22 protein-coding genes and 1 pseudogene are annotated in these 25,559 nt (G+C 59.8%); 13 read left to right on the forward strand and 10 right to left on the reverse strand.

Going from position 1 to position 25,559, the window contains the following annotated elements; all coding sequences use genetic code 11:
• Positions 1-121: 121 nt before the first annotated feature.
• A pseudogene (locus TMS3_RS19360) lies at positions 122-2,152 on the reverse strand (methyl-accepting chemotaxis protein).
• 225 nt (positions 2,153-2,377) lie between these two features.
• Between TMS3_RS19360 and TMS3_RS19365 the strand changes: the two are divergent.
• Positions 2,378-3,268 (forward strand): ROK family protein, encoded by an 891-nt coding sequence (locus TMS3_RS19365; protein WP_025166951.1) that lies wholly within the window; start codon positions 2,378-2,380, stop codon positions 3,266-3,268.
• A gap of 43 nt (positions 3,269-3,311) precedes the next feature.
• On the opposite strand, the gene ampE is transcribed toward TMS3_RS19365, so the two are convergent.
• The 3 genes from ampE to TMS3_RS19380 all read right to left on the reverse strand — a co-directional run bounded on the left by ampE (position 3,312) and on the right by TMS3_RS19380 (position 7,503).
• On the reverse strand, positions 3,312-4,148 hold the full coding sequence (gene ampE / locus TMS3_RS19370; RefSeq protein ID WP_025166952.1) for a regulatory signaling modulator protein AmpE: 837 nt from the start codon (positions 4,146-4,148) through the stop codon (positions 3,312-3,314).
• Positions 4,145-4,708 carry a 1,6-anhydro-N-acetylmuramyl-L-alanine amidase AmpD gene (gene ampD, locus TMS3_RS19375; protein WP_025166953.1) on the reverse strand — a complete coding sequence of 188 codons (564 nt, stop codon included), beginning with the start codon at positions 4,706-4,708 and terminating at the stop codon, positions 4,145-4,147. The genes ampE and ampD overlap by 4 nt, the downstream gene beginning before the upstream one ends.
• Positions 4,709-5,199: 491 nt before the next feature.
• On the reverse strand, positions 5,200-7,503 hold the full coding sequence (locus tag TMS3_RS19380; RefSeq protein WP_025166954.1) for a DUF1631 domain-containing protein: 2,304 nt from the start codon (positions 7,501-7,503) through the stop codon (positions 5,200-5,202).
• 383 nt (positions 7,504-7,886) lie between these two features.
• Between TMS3_RS19380 and nadC the strand changes: the two genes are divergently transcribed.
• Positions 7,887-8,735 carry a carboxylating nicotinate-nucleotide diphosphorylase gene (gene nadC / locus TMS3_RS19385; protein WP_025166955.1) on the forward strand — a complete coding sequence of 283 codons (849 nt, stop codon included), beginning with the start codon at positions 7,887-7,889 and terminating at the stop codon, positions 8,733-8,735.
• Positions 8,736-8,804: 69 nt separating this feature from the next.
• On the opposite strand, the gene TMS3_RS19390 is transcribed toward nadC, so the two are convergent.
• Together TMS3_RS19390 and TMS3_RS19395 are read right to left on the reverse strand one after the other, a co-directional pair.
• Positions 8,805-10,478 carry a PglL family O-oligosaccharyltransferase gene (locus tag TMS3_RS19390; RefSeq protein WP_025166956.1) on the reverse strand — a complete coding sequence of 558 codons (1,674 nt, stop codon included), beginning with the start codon at positions 10,476-10,478 and terminating at the stop codon, positions 8,805-8,807.
• A 115-nt stretch (positions 10,479-10,593) separates the two neighbouring features.
• Positions 10,594-10,998 (reverse strand): pilin, encoded by a 405-nt coding sequence (locus tag TMS3_RS19395; RefSeq protein ID WP_025166957.1) that lies wholly within the window; start codon positions 10,996-10,998, stop codon positions 10,594-10,596.
• A 220-nt stretch (positions 10,999-11,218) separates the two neighbouring features.
• Between TMS3_RS19395 and pilB the strand changes: the two genes are divergently transcribed.
• The 5 genes from pilB (at position 11,219) to yacG (ending at position 15,900) form a co-directional block, all read left to right on the forward strand.
• Complete coding sequence (pilB, locus tag TMS3_RS19400) at positions 11,219-12,922, forward strand: type IV-A pilus assembly ATPase PilB (protein WP_025166958.1); 1,704 nt, start codon at positions 11,219-11,221, stop codon at positions 12,920-12,922.
• 2 nt (positions 12,923-12,924) lie between these two features.
• Positions 12,925-14,142: a type II secretion system F family protein gene (locus TMS3_RS19405; protein WP_025166959.1), complete on the forward strand. Its 1,218-nt coding sequence runs from the start codon at positions 12,925-12,927 to the stop codon at positions 14,140-14,142.
• 3 nt (positions 14,143-14,145) lie between these two features.
• Positions 14,146-15,018 carry a prepilin peptidase gene (locus TMS3_RS19410; RefSeq protein ID WP_025166960.1) on the forward strand — a complete coding sequence of 291 codons (873 nt, stop codon included), beginning with the start codon at positions 14,146-14,148 and terminating at the stop codon, positions 15,016-15,018.
• A gap of 70 nt (positions 15,019-15,088) precedes the next feature.
• Positions 15,089-15,700: a dephospho-CoA kinase gene (gene coaE, locus TMS3_RS19415; RefSeq protein ID WP_025166961.1), complete on the forward strand. Its 612-nt coding sequence runs from the start codon at positions 15,089-15,091 to the stop codon at positions 15,698-15,700.
• Positions 15,697-15,900, forward strand: coding sequence for a DNA gyrase inhibitor YacG (gene yacG, locus TMS3_RS24745; RefSeq protein ID WP_083491794.1), 204 nt, complete (start codon positions 15,697-15,699; stop codon positions 15,898-15,900). Before coaE ends, yacG begins: the two co-directional genes overlap by 4 nt.
• Positions 15,901-15,907: 7 nt before the next feature.
• Here yacG and TMS3_RS19420 read toward each other — a convergent pair whose 3' ends face one another.
• Positions 15,908-16,123, reverse strand: a complete 216-nt coding sequence (locus TMS3_RS19420) for a hypothetical protein (protein WP_025166962.1) — start codon at positions 16,121-16,123, stop codon at positions 15,908-15,910.
• 121 nt (positions 16,124-16,244) lie between these two features.
• Positions 16,245-16,934, reverse strand: a complete 690-nt coding sequence (locus TMS3_RS19425) for an energy-coupling factor ABC transporter permease (RefSeq protein WP_025166963.1) — start codon at positions 16,932-16,934, stop codon at positions 16,245-16,247.
• A 287-nt stretch (positions 16,935-17,221) separates the two neighbouring features.
• Here TMS3_RS19425 and TMS3_RS19430 point away from each other — a divergent pair, with 287 nt between their 5' ends.
• The 4 genes from TMS3_RS19430 to TMS3_RS19445 all read left to right on the forward strand — a co-directional run bounded on the left by TMS3_RS19430 (position 17,222) and on the right by TMS3_RS19445 (position 20,038).
• Complete coding sequence (locus tag TMS3_RS19430) at positions 17,222-17,851, forward strand: DUF1780 domain-containing protein (protein ID WP_025166964.1); 630 nt, start codon at positions 17,222-17,224, stop codon at positions 17,849-17,851.
• Entirely contained in the window at positions 17,848-18,360 is a 513-nt protein-coding gene (locus TMS3_RS19435; protein WP_025166965.1) for an MOSC domain-containing protein, read from the forward strand. The genes TMS3_RS19430 and TMS3_RS19435 overlap by 4 nt, the downstream gene beginning before the upstream one ends.
• A 139-nt stretch (positions 18,361-18,499) precedes the next feature.
• The gene (locus tag TMS3_RS19440; RefSeq protein ID WP_043301956.1) at positions 18,500-18,673 is read left to right on the forward strand and encodes a DUF3094 family protein; all 174 of its coding nucleotides are present in this window, start codon (positions 18,500-18,502) and stop codon (positions 18,671-18,673) included.
• A gap of 63 nt (positions 18,674-18,736) precedes the next feature.
• Complete coding sequence (locus tag TMS3_RS19445; RefSeq protein WP_025166966.1) at positions 18,737-20,038, forward strand: NAD(P)/FAD-dependent oxidoreductase; 1,302 nt, start codon at positions 18,737-18,739, stop codon at positions 20,036-20,038.
• A 94-nt stretch (positions 20,039-20,132) separates the two neighbouring features.
• On the opposite strand, the gene TMS3_RS19450 is transcribed toward TMS3_RS19445, so the two are convergent.
• Together TMS3_RS19450 and TMS3_RS19455 are read right to left on the reverse strand one after the other, a co-directional pair.
• Complete coding sequence (locus TMS3_RS19450) at positions 20,133-22,106, reverse strand: DEAD/DEAH box helicase (protein ID WP_025166967.1); 1,974 nt, start codon at positions 22,104-22,106, stop codon at positions 20,133-20,135.
• A 191-nt stretch (positions 22,107-22,297) separates the two neighbouring features.
• The gene (locus TMS3_RS19455) at positions 22,298-23,002 is read right to left on the reverse strand and encodes an SDR family oxidoreductase (protein WP_025166968.1); all 705 of its coding nucleotides are present in this window, start codon (positions 23,000-23,002) and stop codon (positions 22,298-22,300) included.
• Positions 23,003-23,127: 125 nt separating this feature from the next.
• On the opposite strand from TMS3_RS19455, the gene TMS3_RS19460 reads away from it, so the two are divergent.
• A complete protein-coding gene (locus TMS3_RS19460; RefSeq protein WP_029866491.1) occupies positions 23,128-24,009 on the forward strand; it encodes a LysR substrate-binding domain-containing protein in 882 nt (293 codons plus the stop codon).
• A 97-nt stretch (positions 24,010-24,106) separates the two neighbouring features.
• A complete protein-coding gene (gene stpA, locus TMS3_RS19465; RefSeq protein ID WP_200929716.1) occupies positions 24,107-25,384 on the forward strand; it encodes a glucosylglycerol 3-phosphatase in 1,278 nt (425 codons plus the stop codon).
• Positions 25,385-25,559 lie beyond the last annotated feature (175 nt).

Raw genomic sequence — 25,559 nt, forward strand, 5'->3', positions numbered from 1 at the left:
CGTTGAGGCCCGAATCGCCAGCCGCAGCACAGCTTCGCGGCCAAGGCCGCTCCCACATCGTCGCCCCTGGAAACCAGCAGGCCCGCCATATGGCGGGCCTTGTGGGCATGCACAACCGACCTCAGACGCGGAACGCGCCAATCAGCTGTTTCAAGCGCGACACCAACTCGGAGAGCTCGCGGCTGGCCTGCTCGGTTTGGCTGGCACCCTCGGCGGTGCGTTCGCCGGCGTGGTTGATCTCGACGATATTCTGGTCGATGTCGTGCGCCACCGCCGTTTGCTGCTCGGCCGCCGCGGCGATTTGCTGGCTCTGGTCGACGATCATGCCCACCGCGCCGAGGATATTCTCCAGCGCCTGCTGCACCTTGCTCGACTCGCTAACCGTACCATCGGCCATCTGGTGGCTAACACTCATGGTTTTCACCGCCGCACCGACACCACCTTGCAACTTGTCGATCATCGCCTCGATCTGCTCGGTGGACTGCTGAGTACGCTTGGCCAGGTTGCGCACCTCATCGGCTACCACGGCAAAGCCGCGGCCCTGCTCGCCGGCCCGCGCCGCCTCGATGGCGGCATTCAGCGCCAACAGGTTGGTCTGCTCGGCGATGCCCTTGATCACGTCCAGCACCTGACTGATCGAAGCGCTATCGCTGGCCAGTTGATTGATCACCTCCACCGACTGGTCGATCTCGCCAGCCAGCCGCTGAATGCTGCCAACCTGAGACTCGACCAGGGCACGCCCATTGACGGTTTCCTGATTGACGCTCTGCGCACTGTTGACGGCCGCGGCGGCGCTGCGCGCCACCTCCTGGGCGGTGGCGGACATCTGATTCATCGCCGTCGCCACCTGCTCGATCTGGCTGCGCTGACTGGCGACCGCCTGATTGCTCTCGCCTGAGACCACTTCGACGCGATCGGCCTGGCGCTCGACCTCGGTGACGGTCTGGCCAACGCGCTCGATCAGGTCGTGAATCTTCACCACGGTTTCATTGAATACCAAGCCCAGCTCGCCCAGCTCATCCTGACTCTGCGGCTTGAAACTCACGGTCATGTCGCCGGCCGCCACTTTATTCATGACCTGGCCCAGGCTCTTCAGGGTGGTGCGGGTCGACACGTAGAAACCGCTATAGAGGTAGACGATCAGCAGGAACACCACCACCAGCGCTACCACCAGCAGCAGCATCTGCTCGCGGTTTTCCTGCAGTCGCGCCTGCAATTGCTGATCGAGGAACACCAGCACCGCGTCGTTGAACTGGTAGGTCTTGCCCATCACCACAGTGACTTGGTCGTAGAACTGATTCCACGGCATGTCCAGGGTATCGGCGATCACCACCTTGTCTTCGAACAGCGCAGCGCTGTCCTTCAAGGTGGCCTGACTGGCAGTGGCCAGGCTTTCCAGAGCCGCGCGAGCCGCCGGACTGCTGTTCAGTGCTTCCTGCAGGTTCAAGCCGTATTCGGCATGCAGCTTTTCCAGCTCCAGCAGCAGCTCATCGAACTGGGTACTGGCTGCCGAATTGAGAAAGCCCTGGGCCAGCGAGTAAGCGCCTATCGCCCGCCCCTCACTCAATGGAGCGGTAATGATCGGGGTAACGCCGGTGATCAGTTCGGTCATCTGCCGCACTTCACGCTGGCGATCCTGACTCAGGCCCGCCTGGCTGGCGACCAGTTTGATAAAGACCTGGGAGCTGCCCAACAGCTTCTCGGCTATTGCGGACTTGCCCTGCAACGATGTTTCGCTCTGCACCGCCTGCAGCTTGCCGATCATTTCGTCGCGTTTGCTGGTGAACTCTTCAACCTGCTCGGCTTCATGCGCGACCGGCTGCAGGCCTTTCAGGGTCTAACCCAGGGAGCGCTGCAGCTGCTCCACGCGGCTTTCCAGATCGCCCGCCTGCCCCGACTGACCAATCACCGCGTTGATCTGGACCAGGTCGGCGTAGCTTTCCAGGTCACGACGCAGGGAGAGCGTCTCACCCAGCAGGTCTAGGCTTTCCAGTGCGGCCTGGGTACTGACGAACTGACGATAGGAGTCGCGCACCAGGTAAAAGTTGGTGACCAGCATCGGCAGGAAAAACAAGACGCTGATCAAGCTGAACTTCATGCCGAAGCTGAGACGGTTCATTAACGCGATAGCCGGATACAACACGCTCTTCACAAGACGTCTCCCGTCCTAATAATTATTGTGGTGTAGCGTTTCGAGGTCGGCCATTGAGCATCTCAGGCTACGGCCTGGACGTCCCTTAGCACTTGACCAAAGGCGCTCGAATCAGCATGAAAAATACTGGCAAATCAGCGTAGGCAATACGCATAGAGCATTTGTCGAACGCGACGTGCTTATATACCCGCTATCGGCACGAATCTCTGTAACTAAAGGTTAAGCATGCACGGACCTTTACGCCTCGGCATCGACCTCGGCGGCAGCAAAATAGAGCTGATCGCCCTGGACAACGGCCAGCAACGCCTGCGCCAACGCGTCGCCACGCCGCAGGGCGATTACCGGCAAACCCTGGCGCACATTGTTGGCCTGGTTGAGCACGCCGAACGCGAACTCGGCATGGGCGGTAGCGTCGGCATTGGCATTCCCGGCAACCGCTCACCGGATCATGGACGGATCAAGAACGCCAACTCCACCTGCCTGATCGGCCACGATCTGCAAGGCGACCTGGAGCAGCTGCTGCACCGCCCAGTACGACTGGCCAACGACGCCGACTGCCTCGCCCTGTCCGAGGCCAGTGATGGCGCCGGGGCTGGGGCAAATAGTGTATTCGGGGTCATTCTCGGCACCGGCGTCGGTGGCGGCCTGGTCATCCATGGTCGGCTGCTCGGCGGGCCCAATGCGATTGCCGGTGAATGGGGGCACAACCCGCTGCCCTGGCGGCGACATGCGGATGGAGCGAGCCGACGTTGCTACTGCGGGCAGGACGACTGCATCGAGACCTTTTTGTCGGGCCCCGGCTGGGCCGCACGCAGTGGCTTGCAGCTGGACGCCGGCGGCATAGTAGCCGCAGCCGACACCGGCAACCCGGCGGCCCAGCAGGCCGTGGCGCTATATTGCGACCAACTGGCCCGCGGCCTGGCATCGGTTATCAACCTGTTCGACCCGCACGTCATCGTGCTCGGCGGCGGCCTGTCGAATATTGCCGCACTCTATGCACAAGTGCCGCCATTACTGCAGCGCTACGTGTTTTCCGATCAGGTCAACACCCGCCTGCTACCGGCCAAGTACGGCGACTCCAGCGGCGTGCGCGGAGCCGCCTGGCTGTGGAACTGAACCACATGCCGCCGGAGACCGAGTTGATCACCCTGCAACAGGGCTAGAAAAACAGCGTCCACAGCGCAAACACCGTGTACCAGAGCACCGCGGCGCGCACCATCAACTGCCATAGACCATCCAGGCTGCTGACTCCAGCCTCGCCGATCACCGGCTCAGGGGTATCGCTGGCCGCACGTCCGACATTGATCACCAACTGCGCCGCAGAAATGTCCCAGCTCAACAACTCATGCAGCAAGGCGCGGCTGACCGCGACGAAGTTGCCGACCAACGCAAAACTCGCCGCGAGCATGCGCACCGGCAGCCAGTCAAAAGCATGTCGCAGCTGCACCGCACGCTCGCGAACGACCTCCTGCCCGGCATGCTCGGCCATCAGGGCCAGCAGCCGATACGCCAAGGCAGCCAGAGGCCCCAGCAGCGCATACCAGAAAATAACGGCGAACAAACCCTGGTAGGCCTGCCACAGCAAATAGCCCTGCACGCTCTTCAGCAACGCGCCCTCTTCCTCGGCTTCGACGGCCAGGTCACGGCGCGCCACGATGTACGCCGCTTCGCCATCGCCACGGCGCCAGCTGTCGCGGAACGGCCCGAGCGACGCCAGCAGGTCACCACGACCCAGACTGTAAATCAGCACCAGCAAATGCACCGGCAACGCCAGCCAGCCATAAGCCAAAGGCTCAAGCAGGGCCAGCACCAGTGCCAGGGCCAGCAGCGGCAGGCCTACCATCAGCACAATGACCAGCCACGGACTCTCGATAAAGTCTGCCTGCCGCTCGGCCTTTGCCAGCAGACGCAGCCAGGGACCGTCCTGCTGGATGGCGCCGCGCCATGCCGAAAACTTCTCCACCCAGAGCACCAGCAGTAACACCAGAAAACTCATAACCCCTCCTTAGTATTCAGCAACGCGGTGCGCAAGCGCGGCCAATCGAACGCCGGACCAGGATCCGTCTTGCGCGTCGGCGCAATGTCGCTGTGCCCGCAGATACGCTCTTGGGTGATTGCCGGATACACGCGCTGCAACTCGCCGACCAGCTCAGCCAGCGCGGCGTATTGCGCGTCGCTGAACGGCAGCTCATCGGTACCTTCCAATTCGATGCCGAGGGAGAAGTCGTTGCAATTTTCCCGCCCGGCGAAACACGACTGTCCGGCATGCCAGGCGCGCTCGTTGCAAGAGACGAACTGGGTGATGGCGCCATCGCGCTCGATCAGAAAATGCGCCGACACCTGCAGGGTCGCGATTTCGGCAAAATAAGGGTGCTCATCTGCTGGCAGGCAATTCTGGAAGAACTGCTGAACCTTGCCGGTGCCGAACTGGCCCGGTGGCAGACTGATGTTATGGATCACCAACAGAGAGACTTCCCCCTCCGGGCGTGCATTGAAGTTAGGCGAAGGGCAATGGCGAACGCCCTGACACCAACCACCGGTGACATCCAGCTGCATAAAGGCTCCTTGAACGAGCCTCCACTCTAGAGTAGCCGAGCAAATGGGCCAAGCGTTGCCTGCCGGCTCGTGCCTGCGAACCCAGCCTTACCCACCAGCCTTCCTCTTGGGAGTCTTTCAGTCAGGGATATGCTGGTCGTTGCAGGAAACTCCGGAGCACAGAAACCTACAGGCACGGGCTTGCTCGTATGTCGTATCAGAAATATCCATCAGAGTCGCAGGCCGGGTGAGACGCCTGCGCGGTGGGCCGGTCAGCAGCCTAATTTGGCGCGACGTAACCCAGCATTGGCTGGTGAAAGCGATGATGCCTTGCTGGGTTACGCGGCGCTCGAAGCATTCAGTCGCCGACACGCCGCTGACATGCGCCGCTAACCCAGCCTTGGCTGCTGCGCTTGCCTGCCAACCGCGGCTCTGTCTCGAAGAGACTTTAATTTAGCGACCGCTCACTCGCGAGTTTTTATGTTGCCGAGATTTGCGTTGTTGCAGCCGTGTCAGACGCCCTTCAGTCGACGCAGGTTGCCAATCACCGACTCCAAGGCGCGATCGAACAGCAGTGCATCGTCGAGCAGGCGGATGGCATTGCGGCGAAACTCCACAGCCAGGCCCATCCGGGTTTTCTCCAGGACCTTCATGCCGGTCCGGTTGACGAAAATAAACTTGCCGGTCGGCTTGATCACCGCGGCCAGCTTGCAGCGCAACTTGTGCTCTTCGTCTTCCTGAAACTCGACCCAACTGCCGACCCGCAGGTTGTCCACACGCAGCAGGGCTTCGTCGTCATCCGCCAGACAGACTTCGGCCTCGCGGCTTTCGCCCGGCGCCAAGAGGACGATTTCCTCGACCACCTCTACCATGGCAGGTGCTTCCGGCTCTTCGGCGGGGGGCAGCTCCAGTATCGGCAACTCGATTTCCGCTTCAGCCAAGGCGGCATACTGTTGAGCCTCAGTATCACTCGCTGCCGGCTTTTCAGCGTCGGCCATGTCCCGTTTGAAGCGCTGGAAGGCTTGCACATGCAAGGCCTCCAACTGATTGAAGAAGGTACTGCTGACGAACGGATCGAACGCCGCGCCGGCCATGCCTTCGCGTAGCGCCTTGAGCAATCCCGGCACCAGCTCCAGCAAGCGCACGCGCGCTTGCGGATCATCGTGCGGTGCCACGCTCCAGATCAAGTCATCCATGGTGGCCAGCGCCGCCTGCCACTGCACCGACTCCGCCCCATGCTTCAAGCAACTGAGCATCAGCACCTTGCTCCAGCCTTCTTGCAACAGACGCACTACCACCTCAGGCAGCTTCTTGCCCAGCAAGCGCTCATTCAGTGCCTGCTCGACCTGACGTCGGGCCAGCTCGGCTTTGGCACTGCCCTCCTCGGCATCGCGCGTGCGCTGCTCGAGTAGTTCGCTGCGGCGCCGCTCATCCCCGCTGAAGGCGAGAAACTCAGCCAGTAACTCGGAGAAAATCAGCGGGTCATCGACAAAGTCGTTGAGCAATCGCTGCACCACGCTGTCGATCTTCTGATACAGGCTGTCGCGCTGGGTGTCGTCCTGCTCACCCCAGCCCAGAGCGGCCGAAGCGATTTCATTGAGCAAACGGCGCGCCGGGTGGCTGCCGCGACTAAAGAAGGTCTTGTCGAGCACCGCCACCTTGAGCATCGGAATCTGCAAGCGCCCGATCAAGGCTTTCAGCGAATCCGGCAGGGTGCGGTCATCGAGGATGAACTCGAACAGCATCGACACCAGGTTGATGACATCCTCATCCACCTCACCAACTACCCGCGCCTTGCCGCTCTTGGCACTGGCGCGACTGAGCAGCTGCTCAAGCTGTTCGCGCAGGTCGAAATCATCGCTCACCTGGGCAGGTGCACGCTGCTGCATATGCGAGAGCAGGCGCATTAGATCGCCACTGGAGATTGGTCGCGCATCGGCCGACGGTGCACTACGTCGCGGCGCAACACTGCCGCGCGCCTGCGAGAGCAACTCCTGCAGGGCGCCGAACACTTCCTGTACACCCTCGTCCATCAACTCGCCGTCATCCAGTTGCTGCGACGACTCCGCGCCGCCAGCTCGAGCCCGGGCAGCGGAGCGCCCAGGGTTACGCGGCAGCGGCGCCGACTTCAACTCCGGAAGCACGCCAGCGGCGATCAGGGCCTGATTAGCCTCGGCGTACAGTTGATCGAGGTCAGCCAGTACATATTTTTCAAACAACTTAAGGATGATCAGCTTGACCCTGATCTCCACACCCAGACTGCTGCAGGCCTCCAGGAACTGCTCACAGAGTACGGCCGGCCCCAGGGGATTGGACTTGTCATCGAGCTTCTTGCTGACCATCGCATTCAGTCGCGTGGTCAGATGCCCCAAGGCCATGCTGGCACGGTTCATCACCTTGGCGACCATGACTTCAATTGCCACGGACTCTTCCAGCTCATCGTTCTGTACCAGCGACAGACTGTCGAACGACAACGCCTCCAGCGGCCGTGTCTTGCCGATCTCATATTGATTGAGGGCGGCGAAGGACGCCAAGACGTTACGCAGGAAACCCTGCTCGATATTTTTACGCTTCAAGCGCAAATCGCGCATGGCTTCGAAAAAGGCATTCTGCTCGCCATTGCTGGTCGCCCGGTCTGCCATATCGAACAGCGTGTCGTCGGCATTATCGAACAGCGCCTGCAGCGCCAGCTTGAGCCGCTGCGCAGCATTATCACGCACTTGAATGAGCGCCACGGGCAGTCTTCCTACCGGCGAAGTGGGCGAGAGCTCAGCGGTCGCCTTATTCAGGCGCACCACGTTCGCATCAGTCTTCATTGCGAGTCTCCTGCAGGTAGCCCCTCCAGGGCGAACCGAACTGCATAGCGGTCAACTGAGCGTCATCCGTAACGTCAAAGGCCTGGCGTCAACTTATAAAGATCCATTATAGGGAGGCACCGGCCCACACCCAGTGGAGATTTTCTCCAGACATGACCCAGGTCACAGATGCAGCACCGCAGCCGGCTCAACGGTCGGTGACCTAGCTCGAACGCGCACGATGCGGACCAGCAGTAAAGACGCCACGCAAGAGCGACTGGCCAACAACGAATATCACCGGTAAAGCCGCAGCATCCGCTCTTACTTAAAGTGTCGACGCCAATCCCGCTGCATCAGTTGCCAGCAATCCCTATAATCGCCCGACTCAGACAGTGGAGCCCATCATGCCCAACCTCATCCTCGCCAACCTGACCGCCGAAATCGAAGCCAATGTGCGTCGCGCTCTGGCCGAGGACATGGGCAGCGGTGACATCACCGCCCAGCTGATCCCCGCCGAGCGCCTGGCCCAGGCCAGCGTGATCACCCGCGAAGCGGCAGTCACCTGCGGCACGGCCTGGGTCGATGCGGTGTTTCGTCAGCTCGACTCACGCGTGACGGTACACTGGCAAGTCCGCGACGGCGAACGCGTGGCGCCCAATCAAACCTTGTTCCACCTGGAAGGCCCGGCGCGCGCGCTGCTCAGCGGCGAACGCAGTGCGCTGAACTTTCTGCAGACACTGTCCGCCGTCGCCACCCGCTGCCAGCATTACGCCGACCTGGTGCAGGACACTGCGGTCAAGCTGCTCGACACCCGCAAGACCCTGCCTGGCCTGCGCCTGGCGCAGAAGTACGCAGTCACCTGCGGCGGCTGCCACAACCACCGCATCGGCCTGTACGACGCCTTCCTGATCAAGGAAAACCATATCGCCGCCTGCGGTGGTATTGCCCAAGCGGTAAAAGCCGCTCACAACATCGCCCCCGGCAAGCCGGTGGAAGTCGAAGTGGAAAGCCTGGAGGAGTTGCAACAAGCCCTGGAGGCCGGCGCCGACATCGTCATGCTGGATGAACTGTCACTCGACGACATGCGCCGCGCCGTAGCCCTAACCCAAGGCCGCGCCAAACTGGAGGCCTCGGGCGGGGTCAACGAAAGCACGTTACGAGCGATTGCCGAGACCGGCGTGGATTACATCTCGATCGGTACGCTGACCAAGGACGTGAAAGCGGTGGATTTGTCGATGCGTTTGAGTTTGTGAATTAGGCAGAGTCATGCGGCATGAGAGTAAGATCTACGACGAATATCCGTAATAACACCAAAACACTAATCATGGATTTTCTTCAAGCAAAATTGTCAGTTGCGGATATTGTTTCTGCAAAACCTGCGATCCTTCCACATACGCTTTTTCTCCGTGCAGACTACGCAAGACTAACAACTGCTCGCGGGCGGCTACAGGTTGACTATTTAGCCCCAGCGCCAGAGCATATCGAAACAAGCTCCAAGGATAAGGATTACGCTGTGATATCTTACGCATCCATTCAAGTTGATCTGTGCTCATATGCTCAGTCGCTGGGGTACGGGCAAAACGGATAAATTCGCGCAACTGACTAAGTACAATCACGTCTGGAGCTGGCTGTTCTGCCTTGAGATAACCAACTCGCGCATTTTCAAAGCGCATCAACTGATAATCTTCTTCAATGACGCGATATTCCTTCCAAGTCCAGAAGAACAGTCCAACACCTAGAAGAAACACAGCACTCAACAGCCAACGCGAAAACTCTATCTCGATCTCAGGGCGAAGTTCAGCGGAAATCACTCCCAACCACAAACCTAACGGAAATAAAAAGAAAGCATATTCCAGCGGAAATTCCAACATCCCATGTATTAGAACGACCCCAACAGCAAGGAGTACAAACAAACTTTCTGTACTGCGCGCACACCATCCCAAGCGTAAGAGCCATACAGCAACACCCAAGATAATCCCTCCTCCAAGCAGAGGGCCATTCCACAACAACAGATCAAGAAGAATATTGTGGCTATGCTGGGACACGATAGACACTGGGTAAGCGAGTGCAACACTTACTTGAGCGATACTGACTTGATTCCAGCCATATCCCCACAAAGGCCCTTGCCAAATCGCATGAAAAAACTGCCCCCATAGACCCAAGCGCTCCATAGACTGCGCTCGCGCCAATGGATGACTACTAGTCAACAACAAAACGTCAGCAATTACCGGCAGCACTAATACGAACAGGACGTATATCCCGACCCAGCCAAGCAAGACGCTTAGCGTCAGGCGAAGCTTACAACTTGCAGACTTCCACCACCAAAACCCCGCAACTGCCACTGCTGCAACCCAGGGCGTGCGCGACTGCGTCAGAGCAACACCAAACAATAAAAATACCGCAAGCAGCCCACTTGATATGCCGCCGAGCCTTCGTTTTTCATAAAAGTACAACACACCCACGACCCCAAGACACAACAAGGTCGCCAAGTGGTTGGCTTGTGCCAGATTAGCATAAGGCCGCGCACCAAGAGCCAGGTCAGCCTCCCAAAGACTGGTAGATATATGTAACCATTGCCGCAACGCAATCCATAATGACAAAACCGCACCGACTACATGAGCCCCAGCCAACAACCGCACAACAAAATAACGTCGTGCCGACTGTAAACTTAAATTATAACCAACCAACAACATCATGGCGAAACCGCCCAAATACAAAGCAGCTACCCAAGCATCACCGGCAAAGTAAATGACCCCAGCAAACTGCTGCAACAAGGGAATGAGGGGCAGAAAAAAAACACTTACCAATGCGGGCGAAAATTTCAGCTTAGACGTAAACAAAACAACAAACATCAACAACAAACAAGCGAAGAAACTGGCGAACTCTTGGTAAGCCGTTGACCACGGATAAGCATGATTTGGCAGCAACCAAGCCAAAACAAAAAAACTTACCGAAACAAACAACGGCAGTCGCTGCAGCTTATAGTCAGAGAGCATTTTATAGCACTGCAAGATGAGAAGTTAGCCCATACAAAAACGCCCCGCAATTGCGGGGCGCCAAACACAAAATCACGACAGGTTTAGCGTACATTAACGCCAAATCTCTTAGCCCTTAGCCCTGGCAGCTTGCTGGACGGTATTTTGCAGCGACAGTTCCACCGCAAACCCACGTCACCTGTCCATTCGCAGCCTTGGTACCAGTCATGGTAATAGTACCTGTAACATCACCTTTACCAGTTGCAGTAATAACACCTGCAGCATACGCAACACTAGCTACATACTTGGACACTTGCGAATCAATGGTGACAGTACTCGCTGTCGGCATGGTGGTACCTGTCTCAATAGATGCAGCCTCAGCAACTGCCGTGCGCGCAGACGAAGCAGCCAATATCACCTCAGAGACTTTAGCCCGGGTTGTGTAATCTTGATAAGCAGGCAGCGCGACTGCAGCCAAAATACCGATGATCGCCACTACGATCATCAATTCGATCAGGGTAAAACCTTTTTGAGCTTTCATGGAATCTCTCCTAAGTGTGGGTAGGTCCAGCGACCTTCTCAGCACAATGCAGCCACCGTGCCAACGTTGTAACCCACGATCACCAAGGCTCTTCAGAGTCACACAAACGACAGCCATCAATAGACAGGCACTAACTGCCATTTTTTGTCACTCGCGTGCGTTACGTTTGGCAGCCAGGATCAACTACGTTATAAGGCAGGCATTGTATAGGGAGCCTGTAATGAACGAGAGCGTGTCCCTCACCGGCTTGGCCAAGCAGATGGTGCTGGCTGAGTTGCTGGATGAAAAAGCAGCCCAGCAGGCCCAACAGCAAGCGCTGCGCAATAAATTATCGCTGGTGACTTACCTGGTACAGAACAGGCTGGTAAAAAGCCGCGCACTGGCCGAACTGGCCAGCGAACAATTTGGCGTGGCCTTTCTCGACCTCAGTTCGATAGACAAGGACGGCCAACCGCGTGACCTGGTCAGCGAGAAGCTGGTTCGCCAGCACCGCGTACTGCCCCTTTCGCGAAGGGGCAACAAGCTGTTTATAGGAGTGTCCGACCCTACGAACCACCAAGCAGTCACTGACATCCAGTTCAGCACCGGGCTGAATACCGAGGCGATCCTGGTCGAGGACGACAAGCTCGGCGATGCCATCGACAAATTCTTCGACTCCGCCACCAGCGGAATGGAAGATCTGGCCGATGTCGACCTCGACGGACTGGATGTCCAGGCTGTCGATGAGAACAAACCAGATAACGATGGGGGCGTCGACGCCGATGACGCGCCTGTGGTGCGCTTCGTCAACAAGATGCTACTGGACGCCATCAAGGGCGGCTCATCCGACCTGCACTTCGAGCCCTATGAAAAGGTCTATCGCGTGCGCCTGCGCACCGACGGCATTCTGCATGAGGTGGCGCGACCACCCGTGCAATTGGCGCCCCGCATCTCGGCACGCCTCAAGGTCATGGCGGCGCTGGATATCTCCGAGCGGCGTAAACCGCAGGATGGCCGGATCAAGATGAAAATCTCCAAGAACAAGGCCATCGACTTTCGCGTCAACACCCTGCCTACTCTGTGGGGCGAGAAAATAGTGATGCGGATTCTCGACCCGACCAGCGCGCAGATGGGCATCGACGCCCTGGGCTATGAGCCCGAGCAAAAAGACCTGTACATGACTGCCCTCCAGCAGCCACAGGGCATGATTCTGGTCACCGGCCCTACCGGCTCTGGCAAGACGGTGTCCCTGTATACTGGACTGAACATCCTCAATACCCCTGATGTGAACATCTCCACCGCCGAAGACCCGGTGGAAATCAACCTGGAAGGCATCAACCAGGTCAACGTCAACCCCAAGCAGGGCATGGATTTCTCCCAAGCCCTGCGCGCCTTCCTGCGCCAGGATCCGGACATCATCATGGTCGGCGAGATCCGCGACCTGGAGACCGCTGAAATCGCCATCAAGGCCGCACAAACTGGGCATATGGTGATGTCCACCCTGCACACCAACAGTGCTGCGGAAACCCTGACCCGCTTGCGCAATATGGGTGTGCCCTCTTTTAACATTGCCACATCGATCAACCTGATCATTGCTCAGCGCCTGGCGCGCAAGCTGTGCGCTAGCTGCAAGAAGGCCGTGGACTTGCCGCGCGAAGCCTTGCTGGAAGAGGGTTTCAACGAACAGCAGATTGGCACCTTCAAGATTTTTGCGCCGATTGGTTGCGAAAATTGCAAGGGAGGTTACAAAGGCCGTGTCGGTATTTATGAAGTGGTTAAAAACACGCCTGCCCTGCAGCGGATTATCATGGAGGAAGGCAACTCCATCGACATTGCCACGCAAATGCGCAAAGACGGCTTTAATGACCTACGCACCTCAGCCCTGTTGAAAGCCATGCAAGGCGTCACCAGCCTTGAGGAAGTCAACCGCGTGACCAAGGATTAACCATGGCGGCAAAAGCACTCAAGACCAGTGTATTCAGCTGGGAAGGCAAAGATAAGAAAGGCGTCGTAGTCAAGGGCGAACTGAACGGGCAAAATCCCGCTCTGGTTAAGGCGCAACTGCGCAAGCAGGGCATCAACCCGACCAAGGTGCGCAAAAAGTCGACCTCGCTGTTCAGTGCCGGCAAAAAAATCAAACCCATGGACATCGCCCTGTTTACCCGGCAGATGGCGACCATGATGAAGGCTGGTGTGCCGCTGCTGCAGTCGTTCGACATCATCGGCGAAGGTTTCGACAACCCCAATATGCGCAAGCTGGTCGATGAAGTGAAGCAGGAGGTCGCCGCCGGTAACAGCTTCGCCGCCTCGCTACGCAAGAAACCCCAGTACTTCGATGAACTCTATTGCAACCTGGTCGACTCGGGCGAACAGGCCGGCGCCTTGGAAAGCCTGCTGGACCGCATTGCTACCTACAAGGAAAAAACCGAGTCCTTGAAGGCGAAAATCAAAAAAGCAATGAACTACCCGATCGCAGTAGTGGTGGTCGCCATCATTGTTTCCGCAATCCTATTGATCAAGGTAGTGCCACAATTCGAGTCAGTATTTGCCAATTTCGGCGCAGAGCTACCCGCCTTTACACAAATGGTCATAGGTATTTCCCAGGCGCTACAAAAATGGTGGCTTGTAATTATAATCGGCTTGTTTGCCGCTGCATTTGTACTTAAAGAAGCACACAGGCGCTCACAAAAATTTCGCGACTGGGGCGACCGCACCATCCTAAAAATGCCAATCATGGGCGACATACTCTACAAGTCTGCAGTCGCGCGCTTCGCTCGCACCCTGGCCACCACCTTTGCCGCCGGCGTACCGCTGGTAGATGCTCTCGATTCGGTGGCCGGCGCCACCGGTAATGTGGTATTTAAAAACGCCACCAACAAAGTCAAGGCCGATGTTTCAACTGGCATGCAGCTGAATTTTTCCATGCGCACCACCGGCACCTTCCCGTCGATGGCAATTCAAATGACCGCTATCGGCGAAGAATCCGGCTCGCTGGACGAAATGCTCGACAAGGTAGCTAGTTATTACGAAGAGGAAGTCGACAACATGGTCGACGGTCTGACCAGTCTGATGGAGCCCCTTATCATGTCGGTACTGGGCGTACTGGTTGGCGGCCTGATCATTGCCATGTACCTGCCGATCTTCCAACTGGGTGCCGTAGTTTAATCTATGCAAGTGCTCGATTTTTTGGCCAGCCACGTGCTGGCCTTCGCTTTATTCGCCCTGCTGATTGGTTTGTTGATTGGCAGTTTTCTCAACGTAGTGGTTTATCGCCTGCCGCTGATGCTGGAGCGCGACTGGAAGACCCAGGCGCGTGAGATTCTTGCGCTGCCCAGCGAACCCCAGCAAGCCACCTTCAACCTGGTTCTGCCCAACTCGCAATGCCCGCAGTGCGGCCATGAGATTCGCCCCTGGGAAAACATCCCGCTGCTGAGTTTTCTGGCGCTGCGCGGCAAATGCTCCAGCTGCAAGACCCCCATCAGCAAACGCTACCCCTTGGTGGAGCTGGCCTGCGGGCTGCTGTCGGCCTATGTCGCCTGGCACTTCGGCTTTACCTGGGAAACGGCTGGCATGCTGCTGCTGACCTGGGGTTTGCTGGCAATGAGCCTGATCGACGCCGATCACCAGTTGCTGCCGGATGCACTGGTTCTGCCACTGTTGTGGCTCGGGCTGATCGCCAATTACTTCGGGCTGTACGCCAACCTGGGGGATGCTGTTTGGGGCGCAGTGGCCGGTTACCTGAGCCTGTGGTCGGTGTACTGGTTGTTCAAACTGGTAACCGGCAAGGAAGGTATGGGCTACGGCGACTTCAAGCTACTGGCCATGCTCGGCGCCTGGGGCGGCTGGCAGGTGCTGCCGCTGACCATTCTCTTGTCGTCACTGGTTGGCGCCATTCTCGGACTGATCATGCTGCGCCTGCGCAACGCAGAAACCAGCACTCCGATCCCCTTTGGTCCCTATCTGGCGATAGCCGGCTGGATTGCTTTGCTCTGGGGTGATCAAATAACCGGGACTTACCTGCAGATTGCAGGTTTCAGATAAACCCGGACTAGCACACACTCACAGAGAGCGGCGTTCCGGGCTTTAGAATTGCCCAAGGAAACCAATCGTTGTGACTAAACCCTGGATTCTTGGCCTGACGGGCGGCATTGGCAGCGGCAAGAGCGCCGTCGCTCAATACTTCGTCGAACAGGGCGTACACCTGGTGGACGCCGACCACGCCGCCCGCTGGGTGGTCGAGCCCGGGCAACCGGCGCTGGCGAAAATCGTCGAACATTTTGGCGGTGAGGTACTGCAAGCCAATGGCCAACTCGACCGCGCGGCGCTGCGGGCGCGAGTATTTGCCGAGGCCGACGAGCGCCGCTGGCTGGAGGCCCTGCTGCACCCCCTGATCGGCCAGGAAATCATGCAGTATCTGGCGCGCGCCGAGTCGCCCTACGCCATTCTAGTGTCGCCGTTGCTGATCGAGTCCGGCCAACACAAGCTGACCCAGCGCGTGCTGGTGGTCGACGCCCCCGAACAGCTGCAGATACAACGCACCATGCAGCGCGACCAAACCTCTGCCGAACAGGTACAGGCCATCCTCAAGGCGCAAGCCAGCCGCGAGGAGCGCTTGCGCCATGCCGACGATGTATTGGTCAATGACCGTGACCTGCCCTGGCTGCAGGCCGAGGTCGAGCGCCTGCATCACTTCTACCTGACCCTACGTGGAGGCCAACCATGAGCACCCCGACTACCGTAGTAGCCTGCCCAACGTGCGGCGCACCTGTTGAATGGGGCCCACAAAGCCCAAACCGGCCCTTCTGTTCGGAGCGCTGCAAGTTGATAGACCTGGGCGCCTGGGCGTCTGAAGAGCACGCTATCCCCGGCGACAACCTGGAAGACGATCTGTTCTCCGGGGAACTGCCGCCCCGCGAACACTAACCACGCATCAAGGGCGCATAAAGCTGTAATCGCGCTGGTCATCCAGATTGTCGGCGAGAAACTGCAGCTCCGCGGCCAGATCTTCGGCGTCACGCTCAACCTGGCTGCGCTGCACCACTGCGCCGAGCAACGCGCGCAAACCGAGCAGAGGCTCGAAGCCCTGCTCGTGCGCTCGCTGCAGACTGTGCTCGATTTCATGCCTGGCCCACTCATGTACGCCCATGCGTTACCTCCACTGATTCAACCTATGTGTCGTTAGCAGCAGAGCCTGGCTGGCTGACGGTAGGCCTGAGCTGACCTGGATCAACCCGGCAGCACCTATCACGCTGCTGAAGCCTGCCTCATCAGCGTGGCGCGTTGTCATCTTTCCAGGGCGCCGACAGGTAGCGCGAGCGGTTGAAGGTTTCCAGCCAGTCGGGATAGAACACCACCAATGCGGTGATCACCACGCCGTTGATAAACGCCTCGGGGAAGATCACCAACCAGAGGAAGCCGACAAAATCCCCGAGCCAGGGCGGCATCGGAAATAGTCCATCGAGCCACAGCACGCCCAGCCCTGCCAGAATGCTCAACAAAACGGCCAATGCCGCCGGAAAAAAACCGCAGAAGAAGATGTACACGAACAGGTTGCGTGGCTGTGCGCGCTCGACTCGCAGGGCGCACACTTCGGTAACGCTGACCGGAATCAGCACCAGCAACAGTCCGTTCACCCCCAACGCAGCCAGGTCTTGCAGCCCCAAGGCCAACATTCCCAACTGCGCGATAAAGCCGACCAGGACGGCCAGCGGCCAGTCGAGCAACAAGGTCACCGCCGACATGCCCAGCAAGTGGTAAGACAATCCGGAGTCGAAATCACGGCGCACCAGCCACAGCAGTGTTAGCGCAAACGCCGCACCGAACAGCAGATGCTGACGACGCTGATCGCTGAACAGCTCCAGCCACGGCGCTCGCCCGACCGCCCACAACAACACCGGAAGATACAGCAGCCAACCGGCAACCTGAGTGGTGGGTGAAAGCAGTTCGGCGGCGATCATAGAACGATGTCCAACAGCCCAAAGATGACCCGGCCAGTCTACACCGCCCCCGCGCAAGAACATGCGCCACCGCCGCACGCCGCACGAACAGCCAAACGCGCACGGACCAGCCCTGAACAAGGCGGTACCCCATCCATGCACAAGACGGCAATCCCGTAGCCCGGATGAAATCCGGGGATTCGACGCGCCCCTTAACGCGACTCCCGGATTTCATCCGGGCTACACCCCCCCACTCAAAGAGCCCCAGGGACTACCAAGCTCCCGCGCCTGCGAGCTAAGCTGAAGCTATGGATGACTCCGACTATCTACGCCTGCTCACGCACCAGGCCGAACAAGCCAATGCCTTTCTCTCCAACGCTCGCAAGTGGGAGCGCGAGCGCTGGGTATGCCAACGCCTGCTGCAAGCCCTGAATATCGAGCACCGGCTCGATGAGTTCAGCGCCGCCGAACAAGAACCGCCCGATGTACTGTTTCGCGAGGCGAGCTTCGAAGTGTTTTTCGTGCTGGATGAAGGACGCCGTCTGAACGATGAATGGCGCGCCGAACTGGAGCGCCGCCGCAAGGCATTCTCGCTCAGCCAACTGGTACGCCGTGAGGCCAAGCCCCGGCGTATCGCCACCGCCGAACTGCAAGCGCGGCTGGCACCAACCCTGCGCAAGAAAGCCCACAACTACAGCGAGCGCGGTCTCGATCTCGGAGAACTGGACCTGCTGGCCTACGTCAACCTGAAACGCTTCGTGCCCGACTTCAACAGCCACTTCCCCCCGCCCACCGAATACCTGCGCCAGGGCTGGCGTTCGCTGTCGCTGGTCGGGCCGACCTTCGCGCGCGTGTTGTTCGCCCACCCGGATGCCCCCGACTTCCTGCGCGGCAATCTCGGGCGCAGCGTGCTGTTCGATGTCGGCATCAGTCTATGAGCCCGCTGCAAGCGTTGCTGGCTGCAGTGCCGCAGCAGGGCCAGGTGCGCTGGATCGGCGTACGCCCGACCTCGCGTGGCGCCATGCTGGAGCTGGACGCCGTAGAAGCACGCCGTGACGCCGGCCTGACCGGTGACCACAGTCGGCCCGGGCCACGCAATGCACGTCAGGTCACGCTGATCCAGTGGGAACACCTGGCAGTAGTCAGCGCCCTGCTCGGTCGACCGCCAGAGTTAGCGATTCAACCCGAGGATCTGCGCCGCAATCTCGCCATCAGTGGCATCAACCTGTTCAGCCTCAAGGGACGGCGCTTTCGCATTGGCCAGGCCATATTGGAAACCACAGGTTGGTGCCAACCCTGTGCGCGTCTCGAAGAACGCCTGGGACTGGGTACCTTTCAAGCCATGCGCGGCCACGGCGGTATCACCGCACGTGTACTGCATGGCGGAATTATTCGCCTGAATGACGACGTGTGCGTTGAGCCCCTGACAAACCCAAGGCTAGAATAGCCACCATCTGCAGGCCCAAGAAAACGACTGCGCTTGGTTATACGGCGTTAAAACAGACAAAAGTGCCACACCGTCTGTGTTTGCCTGACCTGGCCTTCGCTCGCTTCGTTTTCACTTGGCCCGCTCTATCGAGGCCCCTATGTCCAGCCGTCTGAGTCCCGACGATCAAAAACGCGTCGACCAGTACCTGAGTGCGCCCCAGCATCAAGTCGCACGCCAGCCGTTCAAGGTGTGGCGTTTGCTGTTGATTGTGCTCGTTTCGGTGATTGGTCTGGGTATCCTCAGCCGCCTTCTGAGTCGACTGGTGCTATGAGCTGCTTAGCGCTCGCCCTGGCGAACTCCCCGCGCTTTTTTCAAAGCCTTGTGAGAGTGTCCCATGTCCCATCAAATAGTCATCGTCGGCGGCGGCGCCGGCGGTCTGGAGCTTGCCACCCGCCTGGGTAGAACCCTGGGCAAGCGCGGCAAAGCCAAGATCACCCTGGTTGACGCCAACCTGACGCATATCTGGAAGCCGCTGCTGCATGAAGTCGCCGCAGGGTCGCTCAACTCTTCCGAGGACGAGCTGAACTACGTGGCCCAAGCCAAGTGGAACCACTTCGAATTCCAACTGGGACGCATGTCCGGGCTTAACCGAGCCGAACGCCGCATCACCCTGAGCCCGACTCTCGATGAGCAGGGTGAAGTACTCGTTCCGCAGCGTGAGCTCGGCTACGACAGCCTGGTCATTGCCGTTGGCAGCACCACCAACGACTTCGGCACGCCGGGCGCCGCCGAACACTGCCTGTTCCTCGATACCCGCGAGCAGGCCGAGCGCTTCCATCGCCAACTGCTCAGCCATTACCTGCGCGCCCACGCCAGCCAGAGCGAATCCACCGAATACATCAGCGTCGCCATAGTCGGTGCCGGTGCAACCGGCGTTGAACTGGCCGCCGAACTGCATCACGCCGCCCACGAGCTGGCCGCTTATGGGCTGGATCGCATCCGCCCGGAAAACATGCGTATCACCCTGATCGAAGCAGGCCCACGGGTGCTGCCGGCCCTGCCTGAACGCATCGGCCAACCGGTGCATAAAACCCTGGAAAAGCTCGGCGTGACCGTACTGACCAACGCCGCGGTCAAAGAAGTGACCCGCGAGGGTTTGCACACCGCCCAGGGCGAAACCATTACCGCCAGCCTCAAGGTCTGGGCCGCCGGGATTCGCGCGCCGGCTTTCCTCAAGGATCTGGATGGCCTGGAAAGCACCCGCATCAACCAGCTGCAAGTACGGCCGACCCTGCAAACCACCCGCGATGACAACATCTTCGCCTTTGGTGATTGCGCCGCCTGCCCGCAGCCCGGCAGCGACGGGCGCAATGTGCCGCCACGTGCCCAGGCCGCCCACCAGCAGGCCTCGCTGCTGGCCAAGTCGCTTAAATTGCGCATCGAGGGCCAAGCCCTGCCGGAGTATCGCTACCGTGATTACGGCTCGCTGATCTCACTGGCGAGCTTCTCGGCGGTCGGCAACCTAATGGGCAACCTGACCGGCAGCGTGATGCTCGAGGGCTGGCTGGCGCGGATGTTTTATCTATCGCTCTACCGCATGCATCAAATGGCGTTGTACGGGCGCTTCCGCACCCTGACGCTGATGCTCAGCGACCGCATTGGCCGCAGCACCGAGCCGCGCCTGAAACTGCACTGACCGACAGCCACCAGACTGCGCATGGGCCCGCCGGCCGGGCCTCCATGCGCAGTTGCTTTACATCACCTCCCCCCGCAACGATCGCAGCAACTCCTCAGGGCTGACTGGCGCGTCGGGCCAGCACCTGCGTTGCGCCCTGGGGTTTCTGGGTGAACCACAGCACGCGGCTGACCCCACGGGTAATGGCCACATAAGCCAGGCGCAGGCTTTCATCCTGCATCGCCTGGTCATAGCTATTACGGAAGAAGCCCGAATAGGCATACAGCGCATTGCGCAGCGGGTGTTTTTCCGGCGGCGCGCAGTCATCGACGATGATCGCCACTTCGGCTTGCAGCCCCTTGGCCCGGTGGATGGTGTAGGCCTTGACCGGCAGCTTCTTGTCCAGCTGGGCCTGAATACTCTGCAAGGGTTGGTTGCGCCGGCTCAATACCAACACCGCCGTGCGCTCGGCGCTGGGGCGAGTGGCGGCATATTCACATTGCGCTTTGATTTCCTTGAGCAGTTCCGGCAAACGGCTGTTCAGGTCAAAGCGCGGCACCAGCTTGACCCCGTGGTCGCCAGGCTGCATGGCCTTGAAGGCGTTACTGGTCTTGTCTTGTTTGAACTCGACGCCCGCGAGCACCGCCTCGCCATCGCGTATCACCGGTTCGATGGAGCGGTAGTTGGTTTCCAGCATCAACAGCGCGCTGTGCTTCGCCTTGCCCTTGCCGGGAAAGTGCTTGTCGAAGTCCATGAACAACTCGGGAGAGCTGCCACGCCAGCCATAGATCGACTGCCAGTCGTCACCGATCGCCATCAGGCTGATCGCCTCTTTGTTGCGCGCCAGGCAACGGTGCAGGGCCTGCAGCCACTGGACAATCTGCGGGGAGATGTCCTGAAACTCATCGATCAACAGGTGATTGAAGGGTGCCAGGGCCTGGGTCGAGATCCCTGCGCCGCCGGCCGCCAAACGCTGCGTGAGTTGCTGGAACGCGCCATTGAAGGTCATCAACCCCTGCTCCTGCAGGCAGGCCTCGAAATGAGCCCAGAACATCACCAGGGCTTCGCTGAACAGCCGCTCCCGGGCAGAGCAGGCCAGCGTTTGTGTGGCTAACTGATCGAGACGGATGCCGATGCTCTGCATGAACCCCGCTTGGACATAGAAGGCTTCGAACAGCGGCACCGGGGTGAACTCCCCGGCCAACTTGAAACCATCCAGCGGCGCCTTGGGCACAGCAGCACGCTTGCCTTCGGCGCTGCTGGCCGGCGGCGCCGGCAAACCCAGCAGGCTGTGCACCCGCTGACGAAAATCCGCTTCCTGGGCGTAGCACGCCTGGTAAGCCTGTTGCAGCAGGCGCTGCTGGGCGGGACGCAAGCGTGTGGAGATCAGTGGGTTATCCAATTCGGTGGTCGCGGCGGCCTTGTCGCCCAGCTGCTCGAACCACAGCGGGTTGTTCAGCACCTCCTTGGCCAGCAGCGCCATGGCCGAGTGGAAGGTGCGTACGGCTTGCCGAGCCTTGCCGGCATCGAAAGGGTACTGCCAGTAGTCCAAGACTTTGAGCAGTTGCTCGCGCAGCTGCGCACAGGAGGCATTGGTGAAGGAGATCACCGTCAGACGCTCGGCCTCGATGCCCATGTGACAGAGCATGAACACCACGCGCAACACCAGAGTGGTGGACTTACCCGAACCCGCCCCGGCAAAGATCCGCGTGGCCGGATTGCGGCTGAGGATCATCGCCCACTGTTCGTCGGAAGGACTACTGATCACCCCCGCACTCACCGCCTGGGCGACGCGCTCACGCATGGCCTGGATTTGCGCAGCGCCGACCGCCATTGGTGCCGGTCCATAGATGCCTGCGTTGGCCGGTTTGCTCAATTTGGCTCGGGGCCTGGCCGGTTTTGTCGCACTGGCGGTTTTGCTCTTGTTGGTTTTGCCCGCGCTGGCGCCGGCCTTCTTCACCCGTCGCTTGGGGTTTGGGTGAAGCAAGGCCGCTTCGCCTTCGGCCCGCAGGTACGCCGTGGTCCGGGGGAAGTAACGCAGCAACGCCCCGGAGAGGAGCAACTTGTAGCGTTTGACGGCAGACAGCATTCGGCGATTCCAACCCAGGCAATGAGGTATATCGTTGAATGATAAGTGCTTTTGCCCAAGGCAGGGCAACCGCCAGAGCAACGGCATTAGTCGGCGGGGTCAATCTTCAGGACAGCAGCGAAGGTCATGCCCCGCCAATCACTTAATGATGAACGCAGTCAGGCCATTCTCCCGCGGGCCTTGCGCTGTCCTCAGACGGCCCGGGTTAACCCCCCGTCGAGCCGAATGTTCTGCCCGGTCATGTACGCGGCCTCGTCCGAGGCGAGAAATGCGATCAGCGCTGACACGTCACTTGCTTTGCCGTAGTGCCCCATGGGAATCCGGGCGCGGCGGTCTGCGGTTTCCGGCAGGCTGTCGATGAAGCCCGGCAGCACGTTGTTCATGCGCACGTGGTCGGCGGCGTATTTGTCCGCAAACAGCTTGGTGAAACTGGCCAGCGCCGCCCGGAACACACCCGAGGTGGGGAACAACGGGTCGGGCTCGAAGGCGGCAAAGGTCGAGATATTCACGATGGCCCCTCCGCCTTGGGCGGCCATTAGCGGCGTAACGATCCGGGCTGCCCGCACCACGTTCAGCAGGTAGACCTCCATCCCGCTGTGCCACTCGTCGTCGCTGATCTCCAACACCGGTCCCTTCGGCCCGTGCCCCGCCGAATTGACCAGCACATCCACCCGTCCCCAGCGCTCCATCGCCCGGTCCGCCAGGTTTTGAATATCGGCTACCGAGCGGTTCGAACCGGTCACGCCAAGGCCACCTAATTCGATGGCAAGCGCCTCGCCTTTGCCCGATGACGACAGGATCGCAACCTTGTAGCCGTCTGCTGCCAGACGTCGCGCCGCGTCTGCGCCCATGCCGCTACCGCCTGCGGTGATCAGTGCCACTTTATTGGAAACCATGAGCGCTGCTCCATTGCTGATAACTGTGTGGATAGGGGAATAGTTATGAGCTTAATACGCACCCTTGACCAATCATCTCTGGTCGCTCAAGACTGTAGAAAAACTACTGCCTGCGGAGGCCGTGCGTGCGCCAAGCCAATTTGAATGCGTTGCGGATGTTCGATGCGGCTGCGCGGCAGCTGAATTTTCGGCTGGCCGCAGAAGAGCTGAACCTGACCCAAGGGGCCGTTGCGCAGCAGGTGCGGCGGCTTGAAGCCGACTTGGGGCTGCAGCTGTTTTACCGTGAGGCCCGTGGTCTTGCCCTGACAGAGGTGGGGCGGAGCTATCACGCCCCTGTTCGCCGAGCACTGGCGATCATCGATGAGGCAACGCAAAAATTGCGGCCCGAGAACACACGCATCACGCTCAGCGTTACGCCGTCATTCGCCTCGAAATGGCTGGTACCACGCTTGGCCGCCTTCGCGCGGGCGCACCCGGATATCGAGGTGCAAATTGTGGCCAATGAGGGGCTGGCGAATTTTCAGTCCGACGGCGTCGATCTCGCCATTCGCCAGGGCCGCGCGCCCTTGGGTGAGGGGCTTCATGTCGAGCTGCTAGCGCCTCTCGCACTCTATGCAGTCTGCAGCCCCGGCCTTGCAGAAGAACTCGGCCCCATCAAGCGACTGGAAGACTTCGCTATGCGGCCGCTGATTCAGGACTCTCATAACCTCTGGGCTGGCTTGTTCGAGGAAGCCGGCATAGCTGTCCCGCGGCGCTTCGTGCAGTTCAATCAAACCGCACTGGCCATGGATGCGGCGGCACATGGCCAAGGCATAGCCCTGGCTCCACGTCTGCTGTTAAACGCCGAGCTCGAGCAAGGTCGGCTGGTCGAGCTATGGCAGGATGGGCGAGCCAACCAGGGCGGTTATTACGTCATTTACCCCGGCGATCGACAGGCTAACCCCGCGCGAGATGCCTTGATCCATTGGCTTTTAACCGAGGCCAGGCATAGCCGCGCACCAGGCTGACAGCTTATCGATTGGCATAATCGACTGCCGAGGTCGTGCGCGCAGCAACCGGGCCTCGGGTTTGGTTGAGCGAAACACTGCGCGTAAGATGAGTGGCATGACTAAACACAGCCAAGCGTTCTCCCTCGATCACTCCCACCTGCTCGACGCCCTCATCGCCACCAACAAGCTGCTGATCATTCAGGACCTGGATGGCGTCTGCATGGGCTTGGTGCGTGACCCGCTAACCCGCAGCATCGAGCGTTGTTATGTGGAGGCGGCCCGGCGACTGGCGGGGCACTTCTACGTGCTGACCAATGGCGAACACATCGGCAGTCGCGGGGTAAACGGCATCGTCGACAAGGCCTTGGATACGCCCACCCAGGCTCGTGAGCAAGGCCTGTATCTACCGGGGCTGGCCGCCGGCGGGGTGCAGCAGCAGGACCGCTACGCCAAGGTCTCGCACCCAGGCGTCAGTGATGCGGAGCTGGGCTTCCTGCAGGCAGTACCGGGCAAGGCCGAGCGTTTCCTCGGAGCACTGCTGGCCGCGCCCCCCTATGCGCTCGCCGCCGCCGAGATCACCGCCCTGCTCGGCTCGAGCGTACTGGACAACCTCGCCTCACCGACCCTCAACATCAACTGCCTGTATCAGCACTTCAGTGCGCAACCGGCGTTCTACCAGCAGCTGCAGAAACAGGTCGAAGGTTTCATGGACCAGTTGCAACAGGAAGCAGACGCGGCCGGACTGGAAGACGCCTTCTTCGTGCACTACGCACCGAACCTCGGGCAAGACGCGCAGGGTAGGGAAAGGCTCAAGTACAGCGCAGGGGGGAATGCCGGCACCACCGACTTTCAGTTCATGCTCAAGGGCGCCGTCAAGGAGGTTGGTGTACTGGTGATCCTCAATCACTACTATCACCAGCACACCGGCCAGTACCCGCTGGGCGCAGACTTCAACGCCCGCCAGGCGCCGCGCGATCGCCGCGCGCTGCTGCAGCTGGCTCGCGAACACTTCGATCCGGCACTGATGCCGCGCATCGTCGGCGTGGGTGACACGGTCACCTCCTCCACTCGCATAGAGGATGGCCAGCCCCAGCAACTGCGCGGCGGCAGCGACCGCGGCTTCCTCACCCTGGTGCAGGAGCTGGGCGAGGCTTTCGCCACCGACAACCGCGTGCTCTACATCGACAGCAGCGGCGGCGAAGTGGATCGCCCGGGCCTCGATGTGGCGCACCTACAGCGTCGGGCGTGTGACCCAAGCCTGCTGCCCTGGCCGGCCGCCGAGGGCATCAGCGACGCTGCCGACCCCTTGCGTCTGGATGTGGTCTTCTGTGACGGCCATGCGCAATACGTGCGGTTTTTCTGTGCACTGGCCGAGCGCTACTCAACGAAATAGCCCGCGGACGAGGACTCACCAGCTCTTGACGCCTGCCAGGTCTCAATGGATCAGGACAAAAACCAACAGACACAAAAAAACCCGAGAGCCCTTTGAGTCGGACTTTCAGGTTTTCTTGTAACCTTCCGCGGAAGGTCGTTTGGTGGGTCGTGTAGGATTCGAACCTACGACCAAT

The sequence above is a fragment of the Pseudomonas taeanensis MS-3 genome, from assembly GCF_000498575.2.
GTDB lineage: Bacteria > Pseudomonadota > Gammaproteobacteria > Pseudomonadales > Pseudomonadaceae > Aquipseudomonas > Aquipseudomonas taeanensis.

What these genes read in the sequence shown, in the direction of transcription:
- TMS3_RS19410 (WP_025166960.1), top strand. Translation starts at nt 14,146, where the DNA reads ATGCAAGTGCTCGATTTTTTGGCCAGCCACGTGCTGGCCTTCGCTTTA.
- TMS3_RS19430 (WP_025166964.1), top strand. Translation starts at nt 17,222, where the DNA reads ATGGATGACTCCGACTATCTACGCCTGCTCACGCACCAGGCCGAACAA.
- TMS3_RS19365 (WP_025166951.1), top strand. Translation starts at nt 2,378, where the DNA reads ATGCACGGACCTTTACGCCTCGGCATCGACCTCGGCGGCAGCAAAATA.
- ampD (WP_025166953.1), bottom strand. Translation starts at nt 4,708, where the DNA reads ATGCAGCTGGATGTCACCGGTGGTTGGTGTCAGGGCGTTCGCCATTGC.
- ampE (WP_025166952.1), bottom strand. Translation starts at nt 4,148, where the DNA reads ATGAGTTTTCTGGTGTTACTGCTGGTGCTCTGGGTGGAGAAGTTTTCG.
- TMS3_RS19450 (WP_025166967.1), bottom strand. Translation starts at nt 22,106, where the DNA reads ATGCTGTCTGCCGTCAAACGCTACAAGTTGCTCCTCTCCGGGGCGTTG.
- pilB (WP_025166958.1), top strand. Translation starts at nt 11,219, where the DNA reads ATGAACGAGAGCGTGTCCCTCACCGGCTTGGCCAAGCAGATGGTGCTG.
- nadC (WP_025166955.1), top strand. Translation starts at nt 7,887, where the DNA reads ATGCCCAACCTCATCCTCGCCAACCTGACCGCCGAAATCGAAGCCAAT.
- stpA (WP_200929716.1), top strand. Translation starts at nt 24,107, where the DNA reads ATGACTAAACACAGCCAAGCGTTCTCCCTCGATCACTCCCACCTGCTC.
- TMS3_RS19425 (WP_025166963.1), bottom strand. Translation starts at nt 16,934, where the DNA reads ATGATCGCCGCCGAACTGCTTTCACCCACCACTCAGGTTGCCGGTTGG.
- TMS3_RS19405 (WP_025166959.1), top strand. Translation starts at nt 12,925, where the DNA reads ATGGCGGCAAAAGCACTCAAGACCAGTGTATTCAGCTGGGAAGGCAAA.
- TMS3_RS19390 (WP_025166956.1), bottom strand. Translation starts at nt 10,478, where the DNA reads ATGCTCTCTGACTATAAGCTGCAGCGACTGCCGTTGTTTGTTTCGGTA.
- TMS3_RS19440 (WP_043301956.1), top strand. Translation starts at nt 18,500, where the DNA reads ATGTCCAGCCGTCTGAGTCCCGACGATCAAAAACGCGTCGACCAGTAC.
- TMS3_RS19445 (WP_025166966.1), top strand. Translation starts at nt 18,737, where the DNA reads ATGTCCCATCAAATAGTCATCGTCGGCGGCGGCGCCGGCGGTCTGGAG.
- TMS3_RS19435 (WP_025166965.1), top strand. Translation starts at nt 17,848, where the DNA reads ATGAGCCCGCTGCAAGCGTTGCTGGCTGCAGTGCCGCAGCAGGGCCAG.
- yacG (WP_083491794.1), top strand. Translation starts at nt 15,697, where the DNA reads ATGAGCACCCCGACTACCGTAGTAGCCTGCCCAACGTGCGGCGCACCT.
- TMS3_RS19455 (WP_025166968.1), bottom strand. Translation starts at nt 23,002, where the DNA reads ATGGTTTCCAATAAAGTGGCACTGATCACCGCAGGCGGTAGCGGCATG.
- TMS3_RS19420 (WP_025166962.1), bottom strand. Translation starts at nt 16,123, where the DNA reads ATGGGCGTACATGAGTGGGCCAGGCATGAAATCGAGCACAGTCTGCAG.
- TMS3_RS19380 (WP_025166954.1), bottom strand. Translation starts at nt 7,503, where the DNA reads ATGAAGACTGATGCGAACGTGGTGCGCCTGAATAAGGCGACCGCTGAG.
- TMS3_RS19395 (WP_025166957.1), bottom strand. Translation starts at nt 10,998, where the DNA reads ATGAAAGCTCAAAAAGGTTTTACCCTGATCGAATTGATGATCGTAGTG.